The 22,987-nt window shown below is 60.7% G+C and carries 22 protein-coding genes; 10 read left to right on the top strand and 12 right to left on the bottom strand.

All coding sequences use genetic code 11. The features are described 5' to 3' along the window. Positions 1–23: 23 nt before the first annotated feature. Complete coding sequence (locus KZX66_RS15995) at positions 24–518, bottom strand: hypothetical protein (protein ID WP_248081043.1); 495 nt, start codon at positions 516–518, stop codon at positions 24–26. A 162-nt stretch (positions 519–680) separates the two neighbouring features. Between KZX66_RS15995 and KZX66_RS15990 the strand changes: the two genes are divergently transcribed. Beyond that, positions 681–1,373, top strand: a complete 693-nt coding sequence (locus KZX66_RS15990; RefSeq protein ID WP_248081041.1) for an aspartate/glutamate racemase family protein — start codon at positions 681–683, stop codon at positions 1,371–1,373. 77 nt (positions 1,374–1,450) lie between these two features. Here the strand turns inward: KZX66_RS15990 and KZX66_RS15985 are convergent, their stop codons facing one another. The 3 genes from KZX66_RS15985 to KZX66_RS15975 all read right to left on the bottom strand — a co-directional run bounded on the left by KZX66_RS15985 (position 1,451) and on the right by KZX66_RS15975 (position 4,912). Then, positions 1,451–2,521: a DUF1176 domain-containing protein gene (locus KZX66_RS15985; RefSeq protein WP_248081040.1), complete on the bottom strand. Its 1,071-nt coding sequence runs from the start codon at positions 2,519–2,521 to the stop codon at positions 1,451–1,453. 53 nt (positions 2,522–2,574) lie between these two features. Next, positions 2,575–3,714: a glycerate kinase gene (locus KZX66_RS15980; protein ID WP_248081038.1), complete on the bottom strand. Its 1,140-nt coding sequence runs from the start codon at positions 3,712–3,714 to the stop codon at positions 2,575–2,577. A gap of 91 nt (positions 3,715–3,805) precedes the next feature. After that, positions 3,806–4,912, bottom strand: a complete 1,107-nt coding sequence (locus tag KZX66_RS15975) for a sugar diacid recognition domain-containing protein (protein WP_248081036.1) — start codon at positions 4,910–4,912, stop codon at positions 3,806–3,808. 160 nt (positions 4,913–5,072) lie between these two features. On the opposite strand from KZX66_RS15975, the gene KZX66_RS15970 reads away from it, so the two are divergent. Further along, positions 5,073–6,383 carry an MFS transporter gene (locus tag KZX66_RS15970; protein WP_248081035.1) on the top strand — a complete coding sequence of 437 codons (1,311 nt, stop codon included), beginning with the start codon at positions 5,073–5,075 and terminating at the stop codon, positions 6,381–6,383. A gap of 52 nt (positions 6,384–6,435) precedes the next feature. On the opposite strand, the gene KZX66_RS15965 is transcribed toward KZX66_RS15970, so the two are convergent. Continuing rightward, a complete protein-coding gene (locus KZX66_RS15965; RefSeq protein ID WP_248081034.1) occupies positions 6,436–7,140 on the bottom strand; it encodes an SDR family oxidoreductase in 705 nt (234 codons plus the stop codon). 101 nt (positions 7,141–7,241) lie between these two features. On the opposite strand from KZX66_RS15965, the gene KZX66_RS15960 reads away from it, so the two are divergent. From KZX66_RS15960 to rarD, 3 genes are all read left to right on the top strand, one after another. Beyond that, the gene (locus tag KZX66_RS15960; protein WP_248081033.1) at positions 7,242–8,144 is read left to right on the top strand and encodes a LysR family transcriptional regulator; all 903 of its coding nucleotides are present in this window, start codon (positions 7,242–7,244) and stop codon (positions 8,142–8,144) included. Between the two features lie 82 nt (positions 8,145–8,226). Further along, positions 8,227–9,237 carry an aldo/keto reductase gene (locus KZX66_RS15955; protein ID WP_248081031.1) on the top strand — a complete coding sequence of 337 codons (1,011 nt, stop codon included), beginning with the start codon at positions 8,227–8,229 and terminating at the stop codon, positions 9,235–9,237. A gap of 135 nt (positions 9,238–9,372) precedes the next feature. After that, the gene (gene rarD, locus KZX66_RS15950) at positions 9,373–10,254 is read left to right on the top strand and encodes an EamA family transporter RarD (RefSeq protein ID WP_248081029.1); all 882 of its coding nucleotides are present in this window, start codon (positions 9,373–9,375) and stop codon (positions 10,252–10,254) included. A gap of 54 nt (positions 10,255–10,308) precedes the next feature. Here rarD and hppD read toward each other — a convergent pair whose 3' ends face one another. After that, entirely contained in the window at positions 10,309–11,385 is a 1,077-nt protein-coding gene (gene hppD, locus KZX66_RS15945; RefSeq protein WP_248081027.1) for a 4-hydroxyphenylpyruvate dioxygenase, read from the bottom strand. Between the two features lie 246 nt (positions 11,386–11,631). Further along, positions 11,632–12,555: an EamA family transporter gene (locus KZX66_RS15940; protein WP_248081025.1), complete on the bottom strand. Its 924-nt coding sequence runs from the start codon at positions 12,553–12,555 to the stop codon at positions 11,632–11,634. A 75-nt stretch (positions 12,556–12,630) separates the two neighbouring features. Between KZX66_RS15940 and KZX66_RS15935 the strand changes: the two genes are divergently transcribed. The 3 genes from KZX66_RS15935 to KZX66_RS15925 all read left to right on the top strand — a co-directional run bounded on the left by KZX66_RS15935 (position 12,631) and on the right by KZX66_RS15925 (position 15,687). Beyond that, positions 12,631–13,500 carry a LysR family transcriptional regulator gene (locus KZX66_RS15935; RefSeq protein ID WP_248081023.1) on the top strand — a complete coding sequence of 290 codons (870 nt, stop codon included), beginning with the start codon at positions 12,631–12,633 and terminating at the stop codon, positions 13,498–13,500. Positions 13,501–13,581: 81 nt separating this feature from the next. After that, on the top strand, positions 13,582–15,123 hold the full coding sequence (locus tag KZX66_RS15930) for an EAL domain-containing protein (protein ID WP_248081020.1): 1,542 nt from the start codon (positions 13,582–13,584) through the stop codon (positions 15,121–15,123). Between the two features lie 198 nt (positions 15,124–15,321). Beyond that, complete coding sequence (locus tag KZX66_RS15925) at positions 15,322–15,687, top strand: histone-like nucleoid-structuring protein, MvaT/MvaU family (protein WP_248081017.1); 366 nt, start codon at positions 15,322–15,324, stop codon at positions 15,685–15,687. A gap of 110 nt (positions 15,688–15,797) precedes the next feature. Here the strand turns inward: KZX66_RS15925 and KZX66_RS15920 are convergent, their stop codons facing one another. Continuing rightward, entirely contained in the window at positions 15,798–16,334 is a 537-nt protein-coding gene (locus tag KZX66_RS15920; protein ID WP_248081014.1) for a DUF4946 domain-containing protein, read from the bottom strand. A gap of 198 nt (positions 16,335–16,532) precedes the next feature. On the opposite strand from KZX66_RS15920, the gene gloA reads away from it, so the two are divergent. Beyond that, on the top strand, positions 16,533–17,054 hold the full coding sequence (gloA, locus tag KZX66_RS15915) for a lactoylglutathione lyase (protein WP_017528076.1): 522 nt from the start codon (positions 16,533–16,535) through the stop codon (positions 17,052–17,054). A 50-nt stretch (positions 17,055–17,104) separates the two neighbouring features. Here gloA and ahpF read toward each other — a convergent pair whose 3' ends face one another. From ahpF to KZX66_RS15900, 3 genes are all read right to left on the bottom strand, one after another. Next, on the bottom strand, positions 17,105–18,670 hold the full coding sequence (ahpF, locus tag KZX66_RS15910; RefSeq protein ID WP_248081011.1) for an alkyl hydroperoxide reductase subunit F: 1,566 nt from the start codon (positions 18,668–18,670) through the stop codon (positions 17,105–17,107). A 127-nt stretch (positions 18,671–18,797) separates the two neighbouring features. After that, complete coding sequence (gene ahpC / locus KZX66_RS15905; RefSeq protein ID WP_034119642.1) at positions 18,798–19,361, bottom strand: alkyl hydroperoxide reductase subunit C; 564 nt, start codon at positions 19,359–19,361, stop codon at positions 18,798–18,800. A gap of 143 nt (positions 19,362–19,504) precedes the next feature. Continuing rightward, positions 19,505–20,437, bottom strand: a complete 933-nt coding sequence (locus tag KZX66_RS15900; protein ID WP_248081008.1) for a site-specific integrase — start codon at positions 20,435–20,437, stop codon at positions 19,505–19,507. Between the two features lie 170 nt (positions 20,438–20,607). Here KZX66_RS15900 and KZX66_RS15895 point away from each other — a divergent pair, with 170 nt between their 5' ends. Further along, on the top strand, positions 20,608–21,615 hold the full coding sequence (locus tag KZX66_RS15895; protein WP_248081005.1) for a DNA-binding protein: 1,008 nt from the start codon (positions 20,608–20,610) through the stop codon (positions 21,613–21,615). Here KZX66_RS15895 and gorA read toward each other — a convergent pair whose 3' ends face one another. Beyond that, the gene (gene gorA / locus KZX66_RS15890; protein ID WP_248081003.1) at positions 21,616–22,974 is read right to left on the bottom strand and encodes a glutathione-disulfide reductase; all 1,359 of its coding nucleotides are present in this window, start codon (positions 22,972–22,974) and stop codon (positions 21,616–21,618) included. Positions 22,975–22,987: the final 13 nt, after the last annotated feature.

The raw sequence follows: 22,987 nt of genomic DNA, 5'->3' as shown, positions 1-22,987 counted from the left end.
TGAGCCGTTTTAAAGTATCGGGTTCAGGCGCGGTCGCGTGGAATCAGGCTCTGTAACTGCGCAGCGAGGAAATTCGCGTCGAAACCAAAGGTGTCCGGATCTTTCAGACCATTGGTCTTCTTCCAGAGCCAATCGTTTTTATCCGCCGCCAGCACCAGCGACACGCTGCCATGCCGGGCAGCGGTCAGGCCGAGCACCGCTATGGAAATCGAGCCACCGGCGCCCATCACATCCGGGACGAACTCGACGGTTTTGCCGGTGATCTGTACGGTCAGCTTCTGTGTCTTGAAGGTCGATGTCTCCACCGGCACGCTCGGGCCGCTGGCGGTATAGACTTGACGGCCCACTTCCAGCAAACCAACGGTTTTCACCGGTTCCAACCAGTGTTCGATCTGCTGGAACAACTCATCCAGCTTGTGCGTCCAGCGGGCTGACTGAATGTCCAACTGCTGTTTTTTATGCGCTTCGCTGTCGGCGTAATGACGAAGCATCTCGCTCAGTTGCTGTACATCGTCCATTGCGGCGTTCCTTGGGTGAGCCCGGTTGCGAGCCCGGATCATGGCAGATACAGCGGTTGAGCGTATGGCTTAAAACTGCACCGGTCATTTGGGCAGCAACTGCGTATGACTATTGCCGAGCGGTTGCGTAAGGTAAAACGCCCCCTTTGTCAGGAACATTCCATGCGCACTATCGGCCTAATCGGCGGCATGAGCTGGGAGTCCAGCGCCGAGTATTACCGCATCATCAACCAGCGCGTGCGCGATCAGCTCGGCCCGCTGCGCTCGGCACAACTGTTGATGTACAGCGTCGACTTCGGGCCGGTGGAGCAAGCCCAGCATGCGGGGCGCTGGGATGACACCGCGCTGATCCTCGAAGACGCCGCGCGCCGCTTGCAGGCCGGCGGTGCGGAGTGTGTGGTGCTGTGTACCAACACCATGCACAAGCTGGCGCCACGCATTGAGACGGCGGTGTCGATTCCGTTCCTGCATATCGCCGATGCCGCCGGCGTGGCTGCCGTGAAAGCCGGCACGCTGACGGTCGGCCTGTTGGGCACGGCGTTTACCATGGAGCAGGATTTTCTCACCGCCCGCCTGGCGGAGCACGGCCTGACCGTGCTAGTGCCGGACGCGGATGAACGCCAGGACGTGCACCGCATCATCTATGAGGAGTTGTGCGTGGGCGTGATCAGCGACACTTCACGCCAGATCTATCAACGGGTGATCGAGTCACTGGCCGCCCGTGGTGCCCAGGCGATCATCCTCGGCTGCACGGAAGTCGGCCTGTTGATCAAGCCCGAACACAGCGGCCTGCCGCTGTTGGACACCACCGAGTTGCATGCGCGGGCTGCGGTGGCGTTTGCCTTGCAGGACTAAACCGAGGTGCGCAGGCGGGCCATGCCGAATGAACCGACATGGGCCTGGCGCACACGCAGGTACTGCAAGTCAGGTGGCTAGGGCGCCGGCACGGTGGTCCACAACGCCGGCCAATCGGCGTAGGCCACCCCGGTGCAGCGCGGCATCATGCGAAACTCGCTGAGCTGGAAGGCCTTGCCGTCATACACCCACACCCCACCACCGCCGCAGTCGCCGATGCCGCGTTGTTTGTAGAAGTAACTCAAGGTGCCGGTGGCCGGCTCATAACCCACCGAGCCTTGCAGCGCTGCGCCATCCAGTGGCAAGGGTTCAATCGCCAGGGGTGTTTCGGCATACGGCGCGTGGCGCTCACGGCTGAGCACGTCGTACTCACAGTTGTAGGCCGCGCAGTCATAACGCACCACCGTCATTGCTTGTTGCGCTGTGAGCGCGCCGACGCTGGCTTCGGGGTCGCCGCCGGTGCCGTTGACCTCTGGCGTGATCGGGCGCAACGCCGCAGCGACAAGGCCGTTCTGTTCCTCGCTCGTCAAAGCCGGAGCCCCCGGAAACTTGCGCAGCACCGGAGTCGGCAGGCGCGCCGGCACGGCACTGGCCGCGCCTTTACCCGGCCGAGCCAAGGCGGTGACGTTATCCACCCGCCCCTGTACCGCATCCATCAACAGCAGCGAAGCGCTCAGCCCACTCAGCGACACATGGGCCTGTGCATCACCCGGCAGTTGCAGGCGTTGACCATTGCGCAGGCGTTGCAGCCATTGCCGGGCCGCAGCGTCGTCAATGACGCCATAGGACTGCACGTCGGGATCGCCGCCCTGATCGTCCAACTCGACCTGCAGTTCTCGGGTCAGGGCCGGATCCAGCGGGTGGCCGTCCAGCAATACCGTGGACAGGTCCAGCGCCTCGCCGCGGTGGTCGAAGCGCAAACGCAGGAAGCCTTGCGAACCGGCCTGATGCCAGATATGCAGGGTCAGCGAGCTGCCGTCCTCTTCATCGACGCCGTTGGGCGCGCTGAGGGCGTGGCAATTGCGCAGGTTGTCGCAACCGGTGACCCACTGCTTGGTTTCGCGTAGCAGCGGGACGGTTTCAGGATTGGCTTGAACGAGGGTGACGGTGCTGCTCAGCAGCAAGGCCAGCAGTGCGGGGCGCAGCATGGGGACTCTCCGTGTCGAAAAGGCGCGGATTGTCCCATGTTCAGGCAGATGCGTCAGCGCCTGGCGGCAACGCGCCATACCCGCGCGATATCGGCAGCCCGCTCGCGCAGTAAGCGTGGCGCTTCACTGCACGCCTGTTCCAGGCTGGTCGGCCCGGCCGGCAATGCAAACGCGGCATCCACGCCGTGGGCGTACATCTGCTCATAGCCATCGCCCAGGGTGCCGGCGATGACGATCACCGGGACATTGTGCCTCCGGGCGATGCGTGCCACACCAAACGGGGTTTTGCCGCGCAGGGTCTGAGCGTCGAAGCGGCCCTCGCCAGTGATCACAAGATCGGCGCCACGCACCGCTTCATCCAGGCCGACCAGCTCGGCGACGACGTCTACCCCCGCACGGAACTGCGCGCCGAGAAAGGCTTTGGCCGCGAAGCCCAAGCCACCGGCGGCGCCGCTGCCGGGTTCTTCACGCACGTCTTTGGGCAGCACCTGAGCGCAGCAATCGGCGAAGTGGCCGAGGGCGGCATCGAGCTGCTGCACCTGATATGGATTGGCGCCTTTTTGCGGGCCGAAGATCGCCGAGGCGCCATGGGGGCCGCACAGCGGGTTATTCACGTCTGCGGCGATTTCAACGCGCACCTGGGCCAGGCGCGGGTCCACCTGTGCGAGGCTGATACGGGCCAGATGCGCCAAGGCCAGGCCGCCAGGCGCCAGGGTTTGGTCTTGCGCATCGAACAGTTGCACACCCAGGGCCTGCATCGCGCCGGCGCCGCCATCGTTTGTGGCGCTGCCGCCAATCGCCAGGATGACGCGTTGGGCACCGGCATCCAGGGCTGCGCGGATCAACTCCCCGGTGCCGAAGGTGCTGCTGATGCAGGCGTCGCGCTGGCTCGGCGCTACCAATTGCAGGCCGCTGGCTTCGGCCATTTCGATGATCGCGGTGTGGCTGCCGGCCAACCAGCCCCAGCGCGCCTCAACGGTGGCGCCCAGCGGCCCGCGTACCCGCTCGCGACGCAGTTCGCCGTTGCACGCGGCAAGTACTGCGTCCACTGTGCCTTCACCCCCGTCCGCCATCGGGCACTGGACCAACTGGGCATCCGGCCACACCTGAGCCAGCCCCTGGGCGATGGCCTGGGCAACGCCTTCGGCACTCAGGCTGTCCTTGAACGAGTCGGGGGCGATGATGATTTTCATGGGCTTTCTCCGGTTTTTATAACGCCCATGCTGCCAGTTGGCTTCGCGATTGACGCCTGTCCGATGCACAGGTACGGCGCAGGTTTGTTGTTCATTCCGACAAAGACTGCGGCAGCAGCTGTACGCCCAGGTACAGGGCGAGCATGCCGTCCAGGGTCAGGGGGTCGACGCCGCTGAGTTCAGCGATGCGCTCCATGCGATAACGCAGGCTGTTGCGGTGAATGCCCAAGGCGTCGGCGCAGGCCTGGCTTTGCCCGTCGTGGTCGCACCAACTGCGCAGCGTGGCGAGCAGTTGGCCGTTGCTGTCCTTGGCCAGTACCTTGCGCAAGGGGTTGAGCAGCTCGTCGAGGGCGTCGTCGTTACGATGGCGCCAGAGCATTACCGGCAGGCGGTAACGGTTGAGCGTCAGCAGCCGCGAACGGGGCAGTACGTCACGGCCGTAGGCCAGCAAGTCGCCCACGCGCCGGTAGCAACGGCGCAGCCCGGCCAGCCCGTCGGCCTGCCCACCCACCGCTACGCGCAGAACATTCCAGCCCAGGCCTTCGAGCTTGTCCAGCAACCGCGGGTTGTCCACCTGCGCCGACGCGGGCCGGCACCACAACAATGAAAACTGCGCCGAACTGACGCACCAGCTGTCCGGGTAACGCGAACTCAACCAGGTGCTCAAGGCCTCTGCCGATTGGCCCGCGCCCAGCTCAAACAGGTACGGGCTACGCGCCAGCTGCGGTTTGAGCCCCAGTTGTTGTGCCTCATCGACCAACCGTGGCGAGTCGCCGCTGTCGGCCAGGAGCAGTGCCAGCAGGTCATCGCACCGCTGGCGCCGCCATTGTTGCTCGGCTTGCTGGTGCCGATGGCTGACAAGCATTTCGGCAGTCATGCGCACCAGTTCGGCGTAGGTGCGCAATCGCTCCGGCTCGCCGGTGATCCCCAACACACCGATCAGCCGTTGGTCGTGCATCAACGGCAGGTTGATCCCCGGCTGCACGCCCTTGAGGTGCTTGGCGGTCTGGCCGTCGATCTCCACCACGCGCCCATTGGCCAGCACCAGTTGCGCGCCTTCATGGCGGGTGTTGATGCGCTCGGCTTCACCGCTGCCCAGAATCAGGCCCTGGCTGTCCATGACGTTGACGTTGTAGGGCAGAATCGCCATGGTTCGATCGACAATATCCTGTGCCAGGTCATGATCCAGCTCGAACATGGGGCTAAGTTCCTAGAAAGCATGGTTGTTCATCGGCACAGCGCAAAGCTGGCATCACTGTGCGCTAGCACAAAGACAGCAGCCCGCCAGGTGGCCGAGACTCGTGGGGCGATCAACGTTACCCTCGCATCGCAAAAAATCATAATAAAGAGAGAGTGCCATGTCACAGAGCGCCGCAGCCCCACTGGCCACCGATGACGATAAAAACGCCATCTACAAGCGCATCACCCTGCGCCTGATCCCCTTCATTTTCATCTGCTATCTGTTCAACTACCTCGACCGGGTCAACGTTGGCTTTGCCAAGTTGCAGATGCTCGATGCGCTGAAGTTCAGTGAAACCGTGTACGGCCTGGGGGCCGGGATCTTCTTTATCGGCTATGTGCTGTGCGGCGTGCCGAGCAACCTGGCGCTGACCAAGTTTGGTCCGCGCCGCTGGATTGCGTTGATGATGATCGTGTGGGGCACCTTGTCCACGTGCCTGTTGTTCGTGACCACGCCGACGCACTTCTACACCCTGCGCCTGTTCACCGGTGCCGCCGAAGCCGGCTTCTTTCCCGGTGTGGTGCTGTACCTCTCGCAGTGGTTCCCGACGTTCCGTCGTGGGCGGATCATGGCGCTGTTCATGTCGGCGATCCCGGTGTCGGGCTTGCTCGGCAGCCCGTTTTCCGGCTGGATCCTCAACCACTTCGCCGCCGGCCAAGGCGGCCTGGCGGGCTGGCAGTGGATGTTCCTGCTGCAAGGCATCCCAACGGTGATCCTCGGCGCCCTCGCCTACTTCCTGCTCAGTGACAGCTTCGCCCACGCCAAGTGGCTCAAGCCCCACGAACGTGCGGTGCTGGAAGCCGACCAGGCCACGGACCTGGCCAACAAACCCAAGACCACTACCGACTCCCTGGCGCAAGTGTTCAAGAACCCGGTCATCTGGGCCTTCGGCCTGATCTACTTCTGCATCCAGAGCGGTGTGTACGCGATCAACTTCTGGCTGCCTTCGATCATCAAGAACCTGGGTTTCAGCGATAACCTGGTGATTGGCTGGCTCAGTGCGATCCCGTATCTGCTGGCGGCGGTGTTCATGCTGCTGGTGGGACGTTCCGCCGATTTGCGCAAAGAGCGGCGCTGGCACTTGGTGGTGCCGATGTTGATGGGGGCCGTCGGCCTGGTGATTGCGGTGAACTTCGCCACCACCCCGGCCATTGCGATCCTCGGCCTGACCATTGCCACCATGGGCGCCCTTACCGGCCTGCCGATGTTCTGGCCGGTGCCCACCGCCCTGCTCAGCGCGGGCGCAGCGGCGGGTGGCCTGGCGTTGATCAACTCCATGGGCCAGATGGCCGGCTTTCTCAGCCCCTACATCGTCGGTTTTGTGAAGGATGCCACCGGGTCGACGGACATGGCGTTGTACCTGCTGGCAGGCGTCATTGTGGCGGGCAGTGTGCTGGCGCTGCGGATGACGCGCACCCTCAAGGCTTAGTGATATCGGCGTGGGAGCCGGGTTTGCCGGCTGCCACGCTGTCGGTCCCGTGCTACAACAGGCCGCCGCCGTCGATGTCGATCACACTGCCGGTCATGTAGCCATTTTCCATGGCCAGCACATACCCCGCCGCCACTTCCGCTGCCTGCCCTACCCGGCCAACCGGCAACGCACCGCCAGTTTTGGCAAACATTGCCTGGCGCTGCTCTTGCGCCAGCCCGGCATACGCCGGTGTATCGATCACCCCTGGGCTGATCACGTTGACACGGCGCGGCGCCAACTCTTTGGCCAGCTGCTTGCCCAGCGCCTCGGTCGCCGCATTGATGCCGATCTTGATGAACTGACCCGGCACCAACTTACGCCCCAATTGTCCGGACGTCAGGCTGATGCTGCCTTGCGCTTCCAGAAACGGCAGGGCCAGCTGGATCGCGCGCAATGCGCCCCAGAGTTTCACATCGAAGTTGTCCTGGGCCTCATGCAGGTCGGTGTCGATCAACGGCTTGGCGCGAACCGATGGGCCGGAGGTATATACCAAATGGTCGAAGCGCCCCACGCCTTCGAATAAACGTTGCAAGGATGCGCTGTCGGTAACGTCCACCGGTTCACTGCGCACGCCATTGTCGCTGCCGGACGACAACCGTCGCCCGGCCAGCACCACCTGTGCGCCTCGGGCATGCGCCGCCTCGGCTACTGCTGCGCCAATGCCACTGCTGCCGCCGATCACGATGACGGTTTTGCCGCTGAGGGGAGATGTCATGGGGAATGTCCTGGGGTCGGAAAGTGAGCGTTCATCTTCCCAGCTTGGCAATCGATGAAAAATCCCGGTAAAACGACAAGATCTTTAAAGGATTTTTACAAATGAGCTCAATCCTTGACCTTGAAGTCTTTGTGCGCACCGCCGACACGGGCAGCTTGTCGGCCGCCGCGCGCAGCCTGAGCCTGACGCCGGCAGCGGCGAGCATTGCCCTCAAACGCCTGGAAACCCGACTGGGCACCCGCCTGTTGGCGCGCTCCACCCGCAGCATGCGCTTGACCGAGGAAGGCCGGCGTTACCTGGACAGTGTGCGCGTGGCACTGGCGGCCTTGTCAGAGGGTGAGCAGGCGCTCAAGCAGCAGAGCCAGGGCCTGACCGGTTTACTGCAACTGGCGGCGCCGTCGGACTTCGGGCGCAATGTAGTGCTGGGGTGGCTCGATGAGTTCAAGCAGCAGCACCCGAATATCCGTCTGCAACTGATGCTTAACGACAGCAACGCCGACCTGTTTCGCGAAACGGTGGACATCGCCCTGCGCTTCGGCGTGCCCCAGGATTCCAGTCTGGTCGCGCTGCCGATTGCGCCTGATCACTACCGCGTCGCGTGCGCCAGCCCGGCGTACCTGGCGCGTCACGGTACGCCGCAGGTTCCCCTGGACCTGTCGCACCACAGTGCGCTGCGGTACATGCGCCAGGGCCAGGTCAGCAAGACGTGGCGCTTTCATCGGGGCAGCGACGTGCAGGAGGTGGACGTGACCGGGGATTTCCTAAGCGATGACGGCGAAATCGTGCGGCGCTGGGCGCTGGCCGGGCATGGGGTGGCGTACAAAGCCAGGCTCGATGTGGTCGCCGATATTGCCGCAGGCCGACTGGTAGCGCTGTTCGACGATTGGCAGGGGGAGCCGGCGCCTTTCAACCTGATGTGCCCGCACCGCCTGCAAGTATCGGAACGGGTGAAGGTGCTGCATGGCTTTTTACAGGAGCGCTGCCAGGCGTTGCTGTGTTCATGAAGAAATGCGCGCAGGGCTTGTTCCAGAGCCTCTGAGTCTGGTATTGCATGGACCCACGTTTCCCAGACTTGAGGAGTTTTGCATGATTTACCGCACATTGGGCCAGTCCGGGTTGAAGGTCAGCGCCTTGACCCTGGGCACCATGATGTTTGGCGAGCAGACCAGCGCCGAAGACTCGTTGCGCATCATCGACAAGGCCTGGGACCAAGGCATCAATTTTATCGACACTGCGGACGTTTACACCGGCGGACGCTCCGAAGAGCTGGTTGGGGAAGCGATCGCCCGGCACCGTCAGGACTGGGTGGTGGCATCCAAGGTCGGTTTTGGCCCACCGGACGGCATGCCCAATCGCAGCGGCTTGAGCCGCAAGCGTATTTTCAATGCGCTGGAAGCAAGCCTGGCCCGCCTCGACACCGACTACCTGGACATCTACTACCTGCACCGCGAAGACCACAACACGCCGCTTGAGGTGACTGTCTCGGCAATGGGTGACCTGATTCGCCAGGGCAAGATACGTTACTGGGGTCTGTCCAATTATCGTGGCTGGCGCATTGCCGAGGTGATCCGCGTGGCCGAGCGCCTGGGCGTGGACAAGCCGGTGATCAGCCAGCCGTTGTACAACATCGTCAACCGCCAGGCCGAGGTGGAACAGATCACCGCCGCCGCGGCGTACGGTCTGGGCGTGGTGCCCTACAGCCCATTGGCCCGCGGCGTGCTCAGCGGCAAATATGCGCCGGACGTCCCCCCTGAACCGGGCAGCCGCGCGGCGCGCCAGGACAAGCGCATCCTGGAAACCGAATGGCGTGTGGAGTCTTTGCGCATGGCCCAGCAGATTCAGCAGTACACCCAGGGGCGTGGCGTGGGGATGGTGCAATTTGCCATTGCCTGGGTGCTGAACAACGCTGCGGTGAGTTCGGCGATTGTCGGGCCACGCACCGAAGCGCAGTGGGATGCCTACACCGGCGCGCTGGAGGTGAAGATTACGGCGGAGGATGAAGCGTTCATCGATTCATTGGTCACGCCGGGGCATTCGTCTACCCCCGGTTTCAATGACGTGAGCCACTTCGTATCGGGCCGCAGCGCGCGCACGTAAATTCATGGGTCGCTGCCCCTGCTGAGGGGCAGTGAGAAATTTTCTTGCCATACGCCCCAAAACAGAGCAGCCGTTTCACGCCGCAAGCACCATAATGCCCGCTCTCTTGTACAAATCGGATTTCGCGAGGACAGCGTGTCTAAAGGTGTGGTGTTATCGGTTTCGGCCTCGGTGTTGTTTGCCGTGATGTATTACTTCACGTCGCTGCTCACGCCGTTGAGCGGCCTGGAGATTTTCGGCTGGCGGATGTTGCTGACCGTGCCGTGCATGACGGTGTTCATGGTCGTCAGCGGCGAATGGCGACAGGTGCGCGACCTGCTGCGCGTACTCGCGTCCAAGCCTCGGATGATCGCCGGGGTGGCACTCTCGTCCGCCTTGCTCGGCGTGCAGTTGTGGCTGTTTATGTGGGCACCGCTCAACGGGCGCAGCCTGGATGTGTCGGTGGGTTACTTTCTGCTGCCGCTGACCATGGTGCTGACCGGACGCCTGGTATGGGGCGAGCAACTGTCCTATCTGCAAAAAATCGCGGTGTTCTTCGCCGGTCTCGGGGTGGTCAACGAGCTGTACCAGGCCGGAGGTTTTTCCTGGGCGACGCTGGTGGTGATCATCGGTTACCCGCTGTATTTCATCGTGCGCAAATACCTCAAGACCGACCATCTGGGCGGACTCTGGCTGGATATGGCACTGATGCTGCCAGTGGCGTGGTGGTTTGTGCAAAGCGGCGAACAAGGCGTTGCGGTGCTGGATGTGTATCCCAGACTGTATGCGTTGATCCCTATCCTGGGCCTGATCAGCGCCTCGGCACTGGTGAGCTATATCATCGCCAGCCGCTTGTTGGCGTTCAGCCTGTTTGGGCTGCTCAGCTACGTCGAGCCGGTGCTGTTGCTGATGGTGGCACTGTTGCTGGGCGAAGGGATCAAACCGGGGCAGTGGTTGACCTACATTCCGATCTGGATTGCGGTGATGGTGCTGGTGTTCGAAGGGTTCAAGCATCTGGTGCGTCAACGCCGGGCCTGACAGCCAGCCAATAAAAGCCCGGCCGGGGGTTGCCCTCGGCCGGGCTTTTTACGCTTAGTCGGTGGTCAACACGCCACGACGCACCTGGTCACGCTCGATCGATTCGAACAGTGCCTTGAAGTTGCCCTCGCCAAAACCATCGTCGCCTTTGCGCTGAATGAACTCGAAGAACACCGGGCCCATCAGGGTTTCGGAGAAAATCTGCAACAACAGACGCTTGTCCCCTGCGATGGACGAGCCGTCCAGCAGGATGCCACGCGCTTGCAGTTGGTCCACCGGCTCGCCGTGGTCCGGCAGGCGGCCTTCGAGCATTTCGTAGTAGGTGTCGGGCGGCGCGGTCATAAAGCGCATGCCGATCTTCTTCAACGCGTCCCAGGTCTTGATCAGGTCGTCGGTAAGGAATGCCACGTGCTGGATGCCTTCGCCGTTGAACTGCATCAGGAACTCTTCGATCTGCCCGGCACCTTTGGACGACTCTTCGTTCAACGGGATACGGATCATACCGTCCGGCGCGCTCATGGCCTTGGACGTGAGGCCGGTGTACTCGCCCTTGATATCGAAGTAGCGCGCTTCACGGAAGTTGAACAGTTTTTCGTAGAAGTTGGCCCAGTAGACCATGCGCCCGCGATAGACGTTGTGGGTCAGGTGGTCGATGACCTTGAGCCCGGCGCCTTGCGGGTTACGGTCCACGCCTTCAATAAAGACGAAGTCGATGTCATAGATCGAGCTGCCTTCGCCGAAACGGTCGATGAGGTACAACGGCGCACCGCCGATGCCTTTGATCGCCGGCAGGTTCAGTTCCATCGGACCGGTTTCGATATGGATCGGCTGGGCACCGAGTTCGAGGGCACGGTTGTAGGCTTGCTGAGAGTCCCTGACGCGGAACGCCATGCCGCACACCGATGGGCCGTGCTCGGCCGCAAAGTACGAGGCGATACTGTTGGGTTCGTTGTTGAGGATCAGGTTGATCTCGCCCTGCCGGTACAGGTGGACGTTCTTGGAGCGGTGGGTCGCCACCTTGGTGAAGCCCATGATCTCGAAGATCGGCTCCAAGGTGCCTTCGGTGGGCGCGGCGAATTCAATAAATTCAAAGCCCATCAGGCCCATCGGGTTTTCGTATTGGTCAGTCATGGCGCGTGCCTCATCATTCTTGTGGGTAGCAATCGGTCAGTTGCGAGCAAGGATGAGGTACGAGGGAGGCGCACAGGACAGGCCTCGCACGCTGCGGGCGAGGAAGTCACCAAAGATGAGGGGAGAGCCGTGTCGCTTCATGGTTACATCAGTCTCTGACGGCCGAGGCTTGCGTGAGCGCAAGTCCATATTCTTGTATGCGTAAATCGATTCTACACAGCGTAACAGTGTTTGTCCGTTCTCTTATCAAATCCCCATTGCCCTGGCCCGCGCAAGGGGTTTGTTGCACAGGTAGATACCCAGCAGCACCACGGCCCCGCCGGTCAGCATGGGCAGGGTCAGTTGTTCGCCCAGCAGCAGCGCACCGCAAACCACGGCGGTCAGCGGGTTAAGCGCGATAAACACGCCGGAACGCGTCGCGCCGATACGCCGCAGGCCATCGTAGTATCCGATATACGCCAGCGCCGAACCCAGTACACCCAGGTAAGACAAGGCTAGCCATTGGCGCAGATCAATGCGTGTCAGCGCCTGTAGCGTGACTTCGCCGGCAGACACTGCACTGACGGTCAACATCAAGCTGCCCAGCAGCACCGACCACGTCACGGTCTGCAACGGACCCAGGCTTGCATTCAGCCCCCTGGAAAACACCGAGTAAACGCCCCAGCCCAGTACACAGCCGCCAATCAACAGATCCCCCACCCAACTGTCAGGCGTTCCCTGCATCAGCTGCGGGTTGCGGCTGACAATTACCGCAGCGGCCCCGCCCAGGCACAGCGCAATGCCCACGCCCCTGGTGCGCCCCAGCCGCTCCTTGAACAACAGCGAGGAAGCCAACCCGATCACCGCCGGGTTCAACGCCACGATCAACGACGCGCGTGAAGCGTTGATGTACTGCAGCCCATAGAAGAAACACAGGTTGTAGAAAAAAATCCCGAAAAACCCCAGCACCGCCAGTTGCGCCAACTGCGCAAGGCTTGGGCGCACCAGGGCGACCCGCGCGGCGGCCATGAACAGCAACAGCGCCAGGCTCGCCAGGATAAAACGCGCGCAGCCAGCCAGCAGCGGGCTGACTTGGTCGGCCAGGTAACGCCCGGCGACGAAGGTGCCGCCCCAGATCATGGTGACGGCGACCAGCTTGCAGTATGTGAGGCGATCGGAAACGAGGGGCATGGAAGGGCTCGGCCAGCAGCGGAATTGACGTATTCTTCGACTAATGATCAATCATCGTAAAATGAGTAATCACTCATGACCCTGACCCAACTCGAAATCTTCTCGCTGGTCGCCGAACTGCAAGGCTTCACCAGTGCCGCCCACCGCTTGGGCATCAGTCAATCGGCGGTGTCCCACGGCATCAAGGCGCTTGAGCAGGAACTGGGCGTGAGCTTGTTCAGGCGCCATCAAACCCTGGTGGAAACCACCGACATCGGCCAGCAGTTACTCGGCCGGGCCCGCGCCATGCTGGGCCTGGCCAACACGCTGCAGCAGGAGGCCGCAGACGCCCGGGGCCTGAAGCGCGGGACGTTGCGCATCGGTTCGTTCGGGCCAACCTCCTCCATTTACCTGCTGCCCAAAATCCTCCATCGCTTTGCACAGGCGCACCCTGGCATCGAAGTGCACGTGGACGAAGGGCCTGACAGGCAGGTCATGCATTGGCTGGACGAACGCAGGATTGATATCGGCTTTGTCGTGCTCGAACAGGAGCGTTTTGATACCTACCCACTGTTCGAGGACCAGATGGTCGCGCTGCTGCCTGCCGATCATCCGCTGGCCGTCCGCGAGCAGGTCACCCTCGACGACTTGTGCAGCGCGCCGTTTGCCCTGACCGAGGCCGGCTCGTCGGAACTGGTCACACGCCTGTTCAGCGACGCGCGCCTGAGTCCGAACATCCGTTATCGCTGCTCGCAGTTGTTGAGCACTCTGGAAGCCGTCAGCCGTGGCGATGCCGTAAGCCTGGTGGCGCAGGCCTCCTTGCCCGCCACACCCGACCCTCGCTATGTGCAGCGTGCGCTGCTGCCCGCGGTGCCGCGTCGGGTGGGGTTGGCGGTATTGGACCGACGCCAATCTTCCCCAGCGACGTTGGCGTTTATTCGTACGGCCCAAAGCCTGGCGCTGTGAACAGGCGGGCAGATGCGTCGAGCTTATTACCGGTAAGCCATCTATCATCGACCTATTCCCAATGCGACAGGCCGTTCCCCCATGCCCCTGACCGTCAACGGCAAGCAAAAACGGGCCACTCGCAGCCTGATCACCGCGCTCAGTGGCTTACTGCCTATTGCCCTTGGCGTAGTCATCCTGCACTGGCAGGCCGAACGCTCGCTGCAAGAGAATACCGCCCTTACGGCTCAGGAAGCGGTGCGCCAGTTTGACCTGATGCTCGATAACACTGCCCTCGCCGCTCAGGCTTTGCTGCCTTTGGCGGGCCAACCCTGCGATAACGCCACGCAACTGGCCCTGCGCGAGCAAGTCACGCGCCGACCGTTCGTGCGCGCGACGACCTTGTCGTGGCAAAGGAACATTTATTGCACTTCGCTGTTTGGCGGCGAGCAGGCGTCCGATGTCAACCCGAGTGACTATGTCGAAGGCACGTTGTGGCTGATGAAAAGCAACCCGGTCACCCCGGATACCGCGCTGCTGGTTTACCGACTGGTCGACGCAGACAAAGCTGCATTTGCCTCGATCGACGGTTACCAATTGACCAACGCTTTGCGCCTGATCAGCCGTTACACACAGCTGATCCTGCAGGTTGGGCCCCATTGGCTCGGGGCAGATGGCAACGTGCGCAACCTGCCGATGCCCACGTTTGCGGTCGCCCACCACCAACTGGCGTCCGCCCGCTATCCGTACAGCGTCGACGCCGGCATGCCGGAGGGTGAGGTATGGCGATATATGCGCGATCGTTATCCCGCGTTGTTCAGCCTGGTGGTGTTTTTTGGCGTGCTGGCCGGCGTATTCGCGCACTGGCTGCAAAAACGCTCGTCGGCCCCCACCCATGAACTGCAACGGGCGCTGGAGGCCAATGAGTTCATCGCCTATTTTCAGCCGGTGGTGCGCGGTGACACTCGCCAATGGGCCGGCTGCGAAGTGCTGATGCGCTGGCAGCATCCCAAGGAAGGCCTGGTCAGCCCGGACCTGTTTATCCCGCTGGCCGAACATTGCGGCCTGATCGTGCCAATGACCCGCGCCCTGCTGCGTCAGACGGCTGCGCGGCTCGCGCCTTACGCGGGCTGCTTCGACCCAGGCTTTCATATCGGTGTGAATATCACAGCGCGGCATTGCCACGATCTGGCGCTGGTGGATGACTGTCGTGAGTTCCTGGCTGCCTTCGCGCCGGGCCAGGTGACGCTGGTACTGGAGTTGACCGAACGCGAACTGATCGAACCCACCGATATCACCCGTCAGTTGTTCGTTGCCTTGCATCAGTTGGGCGTGATGATTGCCATCGATGATTTCGGCACTGGCCATTCGAGCCTGGGTTACTTGCGCAACTTCAATGTGGACTACTTGAAGATCGACCAGAGTTTTGTCGCCATGATCGGTGCAGATGCACTATCTAGCCATATTCTGGACAGCATCATCGAGCTGTCCGGCAAGCTCGATCTGGGTGTCGTTGCAGAAGGTGTGGAAACAATTGAGCAGTGCGACTATCTCGCCGCGCAGGGTGTCGATTTCCTACAGGGTTACCTGTTTGGTAAGCCTTTGCCGATTGATGAATTCATTAAATGCCTGGTCAGCCATTGAAAAACCTGCACTAAACACCTTGAAATAATGTTAATGGCACAAAAGACGTGATTTACTCGTAGCGGATTAACTACTACAATTTTTCCTGCCTGTGCAGAACTCGTAGGCTGGCTTGTTGTTTGAGTCGCCTTAAAGCTCTTGGCTTAATAGCTTTGTCTGCCGTTGATAACAGCCAACTACACTATTGGAGTAAAGATTTTGTCCAGACTCGCCGAATTTCGCGCAGCAGAAAAAGCCCTTCAAGAGCAGCTCGCCCAGCTGGAATCCCTGAAGAACGATGCTGGCTTGAAGAAAGAAATCGAATTCGAAGAAAAGCTTCAGGCATTGATGAAGACCTACGGCAAAGGCCTGCGTGAAATCATCCTGATCCTCGATCCAAACCCGAGCAAGACCAGCGCTGCTGCCGCCAACGCCCCTAAACAACGCCGCGCGCGCGTGGTGAAGGTCTACCAGAACCCGCACACCGGCGAACTGATCGAAACCAAGGGCGGCAACCACCGCGGCCTCAAGGCCTGGAAAGAACAGTACGGCGCCGCCACTGTAGATTCCTGGCTTCGCGGTTGATCGCACTGCACTAATAAAGAGCCCCGCTTAGACGGGGCTTTTTGTATTCATCGGTTCGAAAGCGAACTTAAATAACATTTCATTTTTCAGAGCCGACCGGCCACCCCTACTTAAAGTTTGAGGGTTTCGCGCACCGAGCGGACTTCCTCCTTGCTCGCGTCGTAGGCTGCGGCTTGGCCCGCGTATGAAAAAACATACGCCTTATCGATATCCACCGCCCCTACTAATGTTTGCGACAGCACGTGCCGTCCGTTCTCGGTAATCACGCAGGTAGTCTCCAGCGCTTCAAGACGGCTCAATGTAGCTGCGTGCATTTTGGTGCACACGCTTTGATAACCGCCCTGGGCAAAATCTTTCTGGATAGATTTGCGCATTTCAAGCAGAACGCCCTCCAGATTAACTTTATGCCCCACCTCGATGGGCGTGCCGGTTAACTCCATGACCATCACAGTGTTGCCATTTTCATCATTCTTGATCGCCCGCTGTCGCGAGACCGGCTGCGGTTTTGTCGGTGCCTCGCCGTCGGCTGTCACTTCCTCGATTTGCCAGCCGCTGGGCCAATGAACTTCAGGGTCCGCTGCCGCCGCCAAGGAACTGGCCAACAGCAAACATGCAGTACTTAACAGCCGTTTACGAACGTCGCTCATGCGAAAAACACCCAAGGATCAAGTGTCGAAGTTTGAGCCCCACCGCCCGCAGCTCGCAAGACCTGCGTCCCCTTTTTCATTTGGCGCAGCAGGCGGGCCTTGCGTATCATGGCGGCGCTGCACGGATGCCGCCCGCAAGCCAAGGGAAAGCTCCCCACACCTGGAGCCGCGTTTGCCCCATTTTTTTCTGGAGGGCCCATGAGCCTGCACGAACTGAACACTTTCCCGGGCGTCACCGCCCAACCTGACACCGCCACCTCGAACTTCGTGTTCAACCACACCATGCTGCGGGTCAAGGACATCACCAAGTCGCTGGACTTCTACACCCGCGTCCTGGGCTTCTCTTTGGTTGAAAAACGCGACTTTCCCGAAGCCGAGTTCAGCCTGTACTTCCTGGCTCTGGTGGACAAATCCCAGATTCCAGCCGACGCCGCCGCGCGTACCCAATGGATGAAGTCGATCCCGGGCATCCTGGAACTGACCCACAACCACGGCACCGAAAACGATGCCGACTTCGCCTACCACAACGGCAATACCGACCCTCGCGGCTTTGGCCATATCTGCATCTCGGTGCCGGATATCGTCGCCGCATGCGAACGCTTTGAAGCCCTTGGCTGTGATTTTCAGAAGCGCCTGAGCGACGGCCGCATGAAGAGCCTGGCGTTCATCAAGGACCCGGATGCGTACTGGGTTGAGATCATTCAACCCGCACCGCTATAACGAAAAAACCCCATGATGACTCATGGGGTTTTTCATTTGCAGGGCCTGACTTACGCCGGCGCAGACGTGCGGATCAGGTGATCGAACGCGCTCAGGGAGGCCTTGGCGCCCTCACCTACTGCAATCACGATCTGCTTGTACGGCACCGTCGTGACATCACCGGCCGCGAATACACCGGGCAGTGATGTTTCGCCACGGGCATCGACAATAATCTCGCCGCGCGGTGTCAGCTCTACCGTGCCTTTGAGCCAGTCGGTGTTGGGCAGCAAGCCGATCTGCACGAAGATCCCTTCCAGGTCGATCGTCTTGAACTCACCGCTATCGCGGTCCTTGTACGCCAGGCCGGTGACTTTCTGACCGTCACCTTTAACTTCGCTGGTCAGCGCGCTGGTGATGACGTCCACGTTGGGCAGGCTGTGCAGCTTGCGTTGCAATACGGCGTCGGCGCGCAGTTTGCTGTCGAACTCAAGCAGGGTCACGTGGCTGACGATACCGGCCAGGTCGATGGCCGCTTCCACGCCGGAGTTACCGCCACCGATCACCGCCACGCGCTTGCCTTTGAACAACGGGCCGTCGCAGTGCGGGCAGAAGCACACGCCCTTGGCTTTGTATTCCTGCTCACCCGGCACACCCATTTCGCGCCAGCGGGCGCCGGTGGCGAGGATTACGGTCTTGGACTTGAGCATAGCGCCGCTTTCGAAGCGAATTTCGTGCAACTCACCGGGATTTTTTGCCGGTACCAGGCTGCTGGCACGCTGCAGATTCATGATGTCCACGTCGTATTGACGCACATGGGCTTCCAGCGCACTGGCCAGTTTCGGCCCTTCGGTTTCCTGCACCGAGATGAAGTTCTCGATGGACATGGTGTCCAGCACCTGCCCGCCGAAGCGCTCGGCGGCAACGCCGGTGCGGATGCCTTTACGTGCGGCATAGATCGCAGCCGAAGAACCAGCAGGTCCGCCACCCACAACTAGTACATCAAAGGCGTCTTTGGCGCTGATTTTCTCGGCGGCCTTTTCAATACCGCTGGTGTCGAGCTTGGCGAGGATTTCTTCCAGGCCCATGCGGCCCTGACCGAAGTTCACACCGTTGAGGTACACGCTCGGTACCGCCATGATCTGGCGCTCATCGACTTCGGCCTGAAACAGTGCACCATCGACCGCGACGTGGCGGATGTTCGGGTTGAGCACCGCCATCAAGTTGAGCGCCTGGACCACGTCCGGGCAGTTCTGGCACGACAGCGAGAAGTATGTCTCGAAGCTGAACTCGCCTTTGAGGGCGCGGATCTGTTCAATCACTTCGACACTGGCCTTCGACGGGTGGCCACCGACTTGCAGCAGGGCCAGCACCAACGAAGTGAATTCATGACCCATCGGGATGCCGGCGAAACGCAGGCTGATGTCGGCACCCGGGCGGTTGATGGAGAACGACGGCTTGCGCGCATCGTCACCGTCGGTTTTCAGGGCAATCAGCGTGGTGAGGCTGACAACGTCCTGCAGAAGAGCGAGCATTTCCTGGGATTTCGCGCCGTCATCGAGGGAGGCGACGATCTCAATCGGCTGGGTGACCCGTTCCAGGTATGACTTCAACTGAGCTTTAAGATTGGCGTCCAACATACGGGCGATTTCCTATTAATTCGGTTTATTGCAGACAAAAAAACGCCCGAGCGAATCTCGCCCGGGCGTTTTGAGGGCGGATGCAGCTTACTTAGGTGCGGAATCCCGCCCTGGGTATTTCACAGACTTAGATCTTGCCGACCAGGTCCAGAGACGGTGCCAGGGTGGCCTCGCCTTCTTTCCACTTGGCTGGGCACACTTCGCCCGGGTGGGCTGCAACGTACTGAGCGGCCTTGATTTTGCGCAGCAGCTCGGAAGCGTCGCGGCCTACACCGCCGTCGTTCAGCTCAACGATCTTGATCTGACCTTCAGGGTTGATCACGAAGGTGCCGCGGTCGGCCAGGCCAGCTTCTTCGATCAGCACGTCGAAGTTGCGGGAGATGGTCAGGGTCGGGTCGCCGATCATGGTGTACTGGATCTTGCCGATGGCTGGCGAGGTGTTGTGCCAGGCAGCGTGAGCAAAGTGAGTGTCAGTGGAAACGCTGTAGATTTCGACACCCAGTTTCTGGAACTCGGCGTAGTTGTCAGCCAGGTCTTCCAGTTCGGTCGGGCAAACGAAGGTGAAGTCGGCTGGGTAGAAGAACACGACCGACCATTTGCCTTTCAGGTCAGCGTCGGACACATCTACGAAGCTGCCGTTTTTGAATGCGGTGGCTTTGAACGGTTTTACTTGGCTGTTGATGATAGGCATCGTTGACTCTCCGTCAGGGTTTGTAAGAGGGCGTTAAGTTGATGAAGTGAATGCTACCCACTCTTTCCGGCGATGGCTCATTGGCAAACCTGATGCTCACGATTGGTTTTCCCTATCAGCTGACTGTATTAATAGAAGAAATCTCAAAGCAGTGGCTGGGTAGCCAGGGTCATGCCCAGAAAAGGCGTCGCTTCAACATAGCGCATGGCCGATTTCATGTCGCTCCAGCCGACGTAACTCATCAGCGACTTCAAATCCCAGCCATTGCGATGGGCCCAGGTGGCGAAGCCCCGGCGCAAGGAATGGCTGGTGTATTGCTCAGCGGCGATGCCCGCGCGCTCAAGTGCCTGGCGCAACAGCGGGATCACACTGTTGGGGTGCAAGCCCTCCTCTGCCAGATTGCCCCAGCGGTCAATGCCACGGAACACCGGGCCGCGCACCAGAGCGGCAACGCTGAGCCATTCGCTGTAGGCCTGCACGGGGCAAAGGCGCAACAGCGCCGGGGTGTGATAAGTCTTGCCGAGGTTGTCACGGTCACTTTTGCTGCGCGGCAGGTAGACGCTGATTCCGGCACCCGGCGTGGCCTGCACATGCTCGATGCGTAATCGGCACAATTCATCACTGCGAAAACCGCGCCAGAAGCCGAGCAGGATTAACGCGGTGTCGCGCTTGGCGCGCAGCAGCAGAGGTTGATCCTGTGCCTGGATGGCCGCGCAAGCTTCTGCGTCCAGCGACGCCACCACCTGCTCCAGGTGCTGGAGTTGCAACGGCTCGGCTTGTTTCTCCTGAGCCGGATGCACGGCGCGAATGCCTTTGAGCACCTTGCGCACCACCGGCGCTTTGGTCGGGTCAGGAAAGCCCTGACTGGTATGCCACTGCGCTAATGCCGAGAGCCGCAGCTTCAACGTATTGACCGCCAACACACCAGCATGCGCCACCAGATAGCGCGCGACGCTGTCACTGGTGGCGGGCAGGAACCCACCCCAACTCACTTCAAAATGCTCGATGGCCGCACGATAGCTGCGGCGCGTGTTATCGCGGGTGGCGGCGTTGAGGTAACGATCCAGATCGCTCATGGGAGGCCTATTCGTACTGCTGGCAGGTATACATGCGTTCAGAACGCAGATCACACGAGATAATACGCCAATATCCCGGCTGTTAAACCATGAATTCAAACAGCTTTTTATTCATGTTATAGTATGTATATACATACTACATACCACAGTACTAAATCGACGGAGACCCCATGGCTCGCGGCGGCATAAACAAAGCAGTAGTTCAAACGGCACGCCTGGCGATCCTTGCCCGCGGCGAAAACCCCAGCATCGATGCCGTGCGCATCGAGATGGGCAATACCGGCTCGAAAACCACGATTCATCGTTACTTAAAGGAGTTGGACGACAGCGAAACCCGCCTGACCATCACCGAGGCGCCAATCGACGATGAGCTGGGTGAGCTGGTGGCGCGACTGTCCCAGCGCTTGAAGGAGAAAGCGCAAGAACCGATTGATCTGGCCCTGGCCCAGTTCGAGCAGCAAAAAGCCGCCCTGCTCGCTCAGCTGGCGTCGCTTGAGGAGGCCCACGGTCAGCTCAAGCAACAATTTGATATTCAGGCCGCTGCACTGGCAGAGGAAAGCGCGGCACTGCAAACCGCCAGCACCAGCCTGCAAACCGAACAAACCCGTAACGCGGGGCTCAGCCAGGCGTGCAGTGATTACGAATTACGCATTAACGACAAGGATGAGCAGATTCGCTCGCTGGAAGAGAAGCACCTGCATGCCCGCGAGGCGCTGGAGCACTACCGCAACGCAATCAAGGACCAGCGCGAGCAAGAACAGCGACGCCACGAAGGTCAGTTGCAGCAGATGCAGGCCGAGTTACGCCAGGCCCAACAAAGCGCCATGGTGCGCCAGGACGAGATCACCCAACTGCATCGCGACAATGAGCGGTTGCTGATCGAGCAACGCGTGACCACAAAGGAGTTGGCCGCACTGCAGGGAGAAACCCGCAAAGGCCAGGCCCAGCAACTGAAACTGAGCGAGCAAGTGAATCAGATCGACAGCGAGCGCACCCTGCTTCAGGAACGCCTGCGTGTCGCACTGCTGGAAAGCGAATCACGCCACCAGGCGCTGGCCGAGCAACAACACACCAACAAAACGCTCGAATTGGACCTGGTAAAGGCCCAGGCGAGTATCGAGGCATTGCGCCTGGCAGCCGCCATTGCGACAGCGCCAGAGGCAACACCGCACGCCTGATCAGTCGGCCACAGGCGTGCGCAGGGTGACGAATTCTTCCGCCGCCGTTGGGTGCACGCCGATGGTTTCATCGAAAAGCCGCTTGGTCGCCCCCGCCTTGAGCGCGATCGCCAGGCCCTGGATGATTTCACCGGCGTCCGGCCCCACCATGTGGCAGCCCAGCACTTTATCGGTGTCGGCGTCGACCACCAGTTTCATCAGGGTCTTTTCCTGGCAATCGGTCAGCGTCAGCTTCATCGGCCGGAAGCGGCTTTCGAAGATCAGCACGTTATGGCCGTTCTTCTTCGCGTCTTCCTCCGTGAGCCCTACCGTGCCGATATTCGGCAGGCTGAACACGGCCGTCGGGATCATCGCGTAATCCACCGGACGGTATTGCTCAGGCTTGAACAGGCGACGCGCCACGGCCATGCCTTCGGCGAGCGCCACCGGTGTCAGTTGTACCCGGCCGATCACATCACCAATCGCCAGGATCGACGGCTCGCTGGTTTCGTAGTGATCATTGACCTGGATAAACCCGCGCTCGTCCAATTTGACGCCAGTGTTCTCCAACCCAAGGTTATCCAGCATCGGACGGCGCCCCGTGGCGTAGAACACGCAATCGGTTTCCAGTACACGGCCGTCTTTCAAGGTGGCCTTGAGACTGCCGTCAGCGCTCTTGTCAATGCGGGCGATATCGGCGTTGAACTGCAGGTCCAGGCCGCGCTTGGTCAGCTCTTCCTGCAGATGCTTGCGCACCGCACCATCAAAACCACGCAAGAACAGATCACCGCGATACAAGAGCGAGGTCCGGGCGCCCAGGCCTTGGAAAATACCGGCGAATTCCACCGCGATATAACCGCCACCCACCACCAGTACGCGCTTGGGCAGCTCTTTAAGGAAGAACGCTTCGTTAGACCCTATAGCGTGCTCATGCCCTGGAATCTCGGGAATCTGTGGCCAGCCACCCACAGCGACCAGGATGTGCCTGGCGGTGAAGCGCTCGCCATTGATCTCCACCTGATGCGCATCCACCAGACGCGCATGCCCCTCATGCAGGGTCACGCCGCTATTGACCAGCAGGTTGCGGTAGGTACCGTTGAGGCGATTGATCTCGCGGTCTTTGTTGGCGATCAGCGTGGCCCAATCAAAGTGTGCTTCGCTCAGCGACCAGCCAAAGCCGCTGGCCTGCTCGAAGTCTTCGGCAAAATGTGCGCCATACACCAACAGTTTCTTGGGTACGCACCCCACGTTCACGCAGGTACCGCCCAGGTAGCGGCTTTCTGCCACGGCCACCTTGGCACCAAAGCCCGCCGCGAAGCGCGCCGCGCGAACACCGCCGGAACCGGCACCAATTACATATAGATCAAAATCGTAGGCCATTTCACTCTCCTCG

It is taken from the genome of Pseudomonas sp. EYE_354, assembly GCF_023148575.1.
GTDB lineage: Bacteria > Pseudomonadota > Gammaproteobacteria > Pseudomonadales > Pseudomonadaceae > Aquipseudomonas.
Note: the sequence above shows the minus strand (reverse complement) of the source record. Positions and strands in the feature narration are given on the sequence as shown.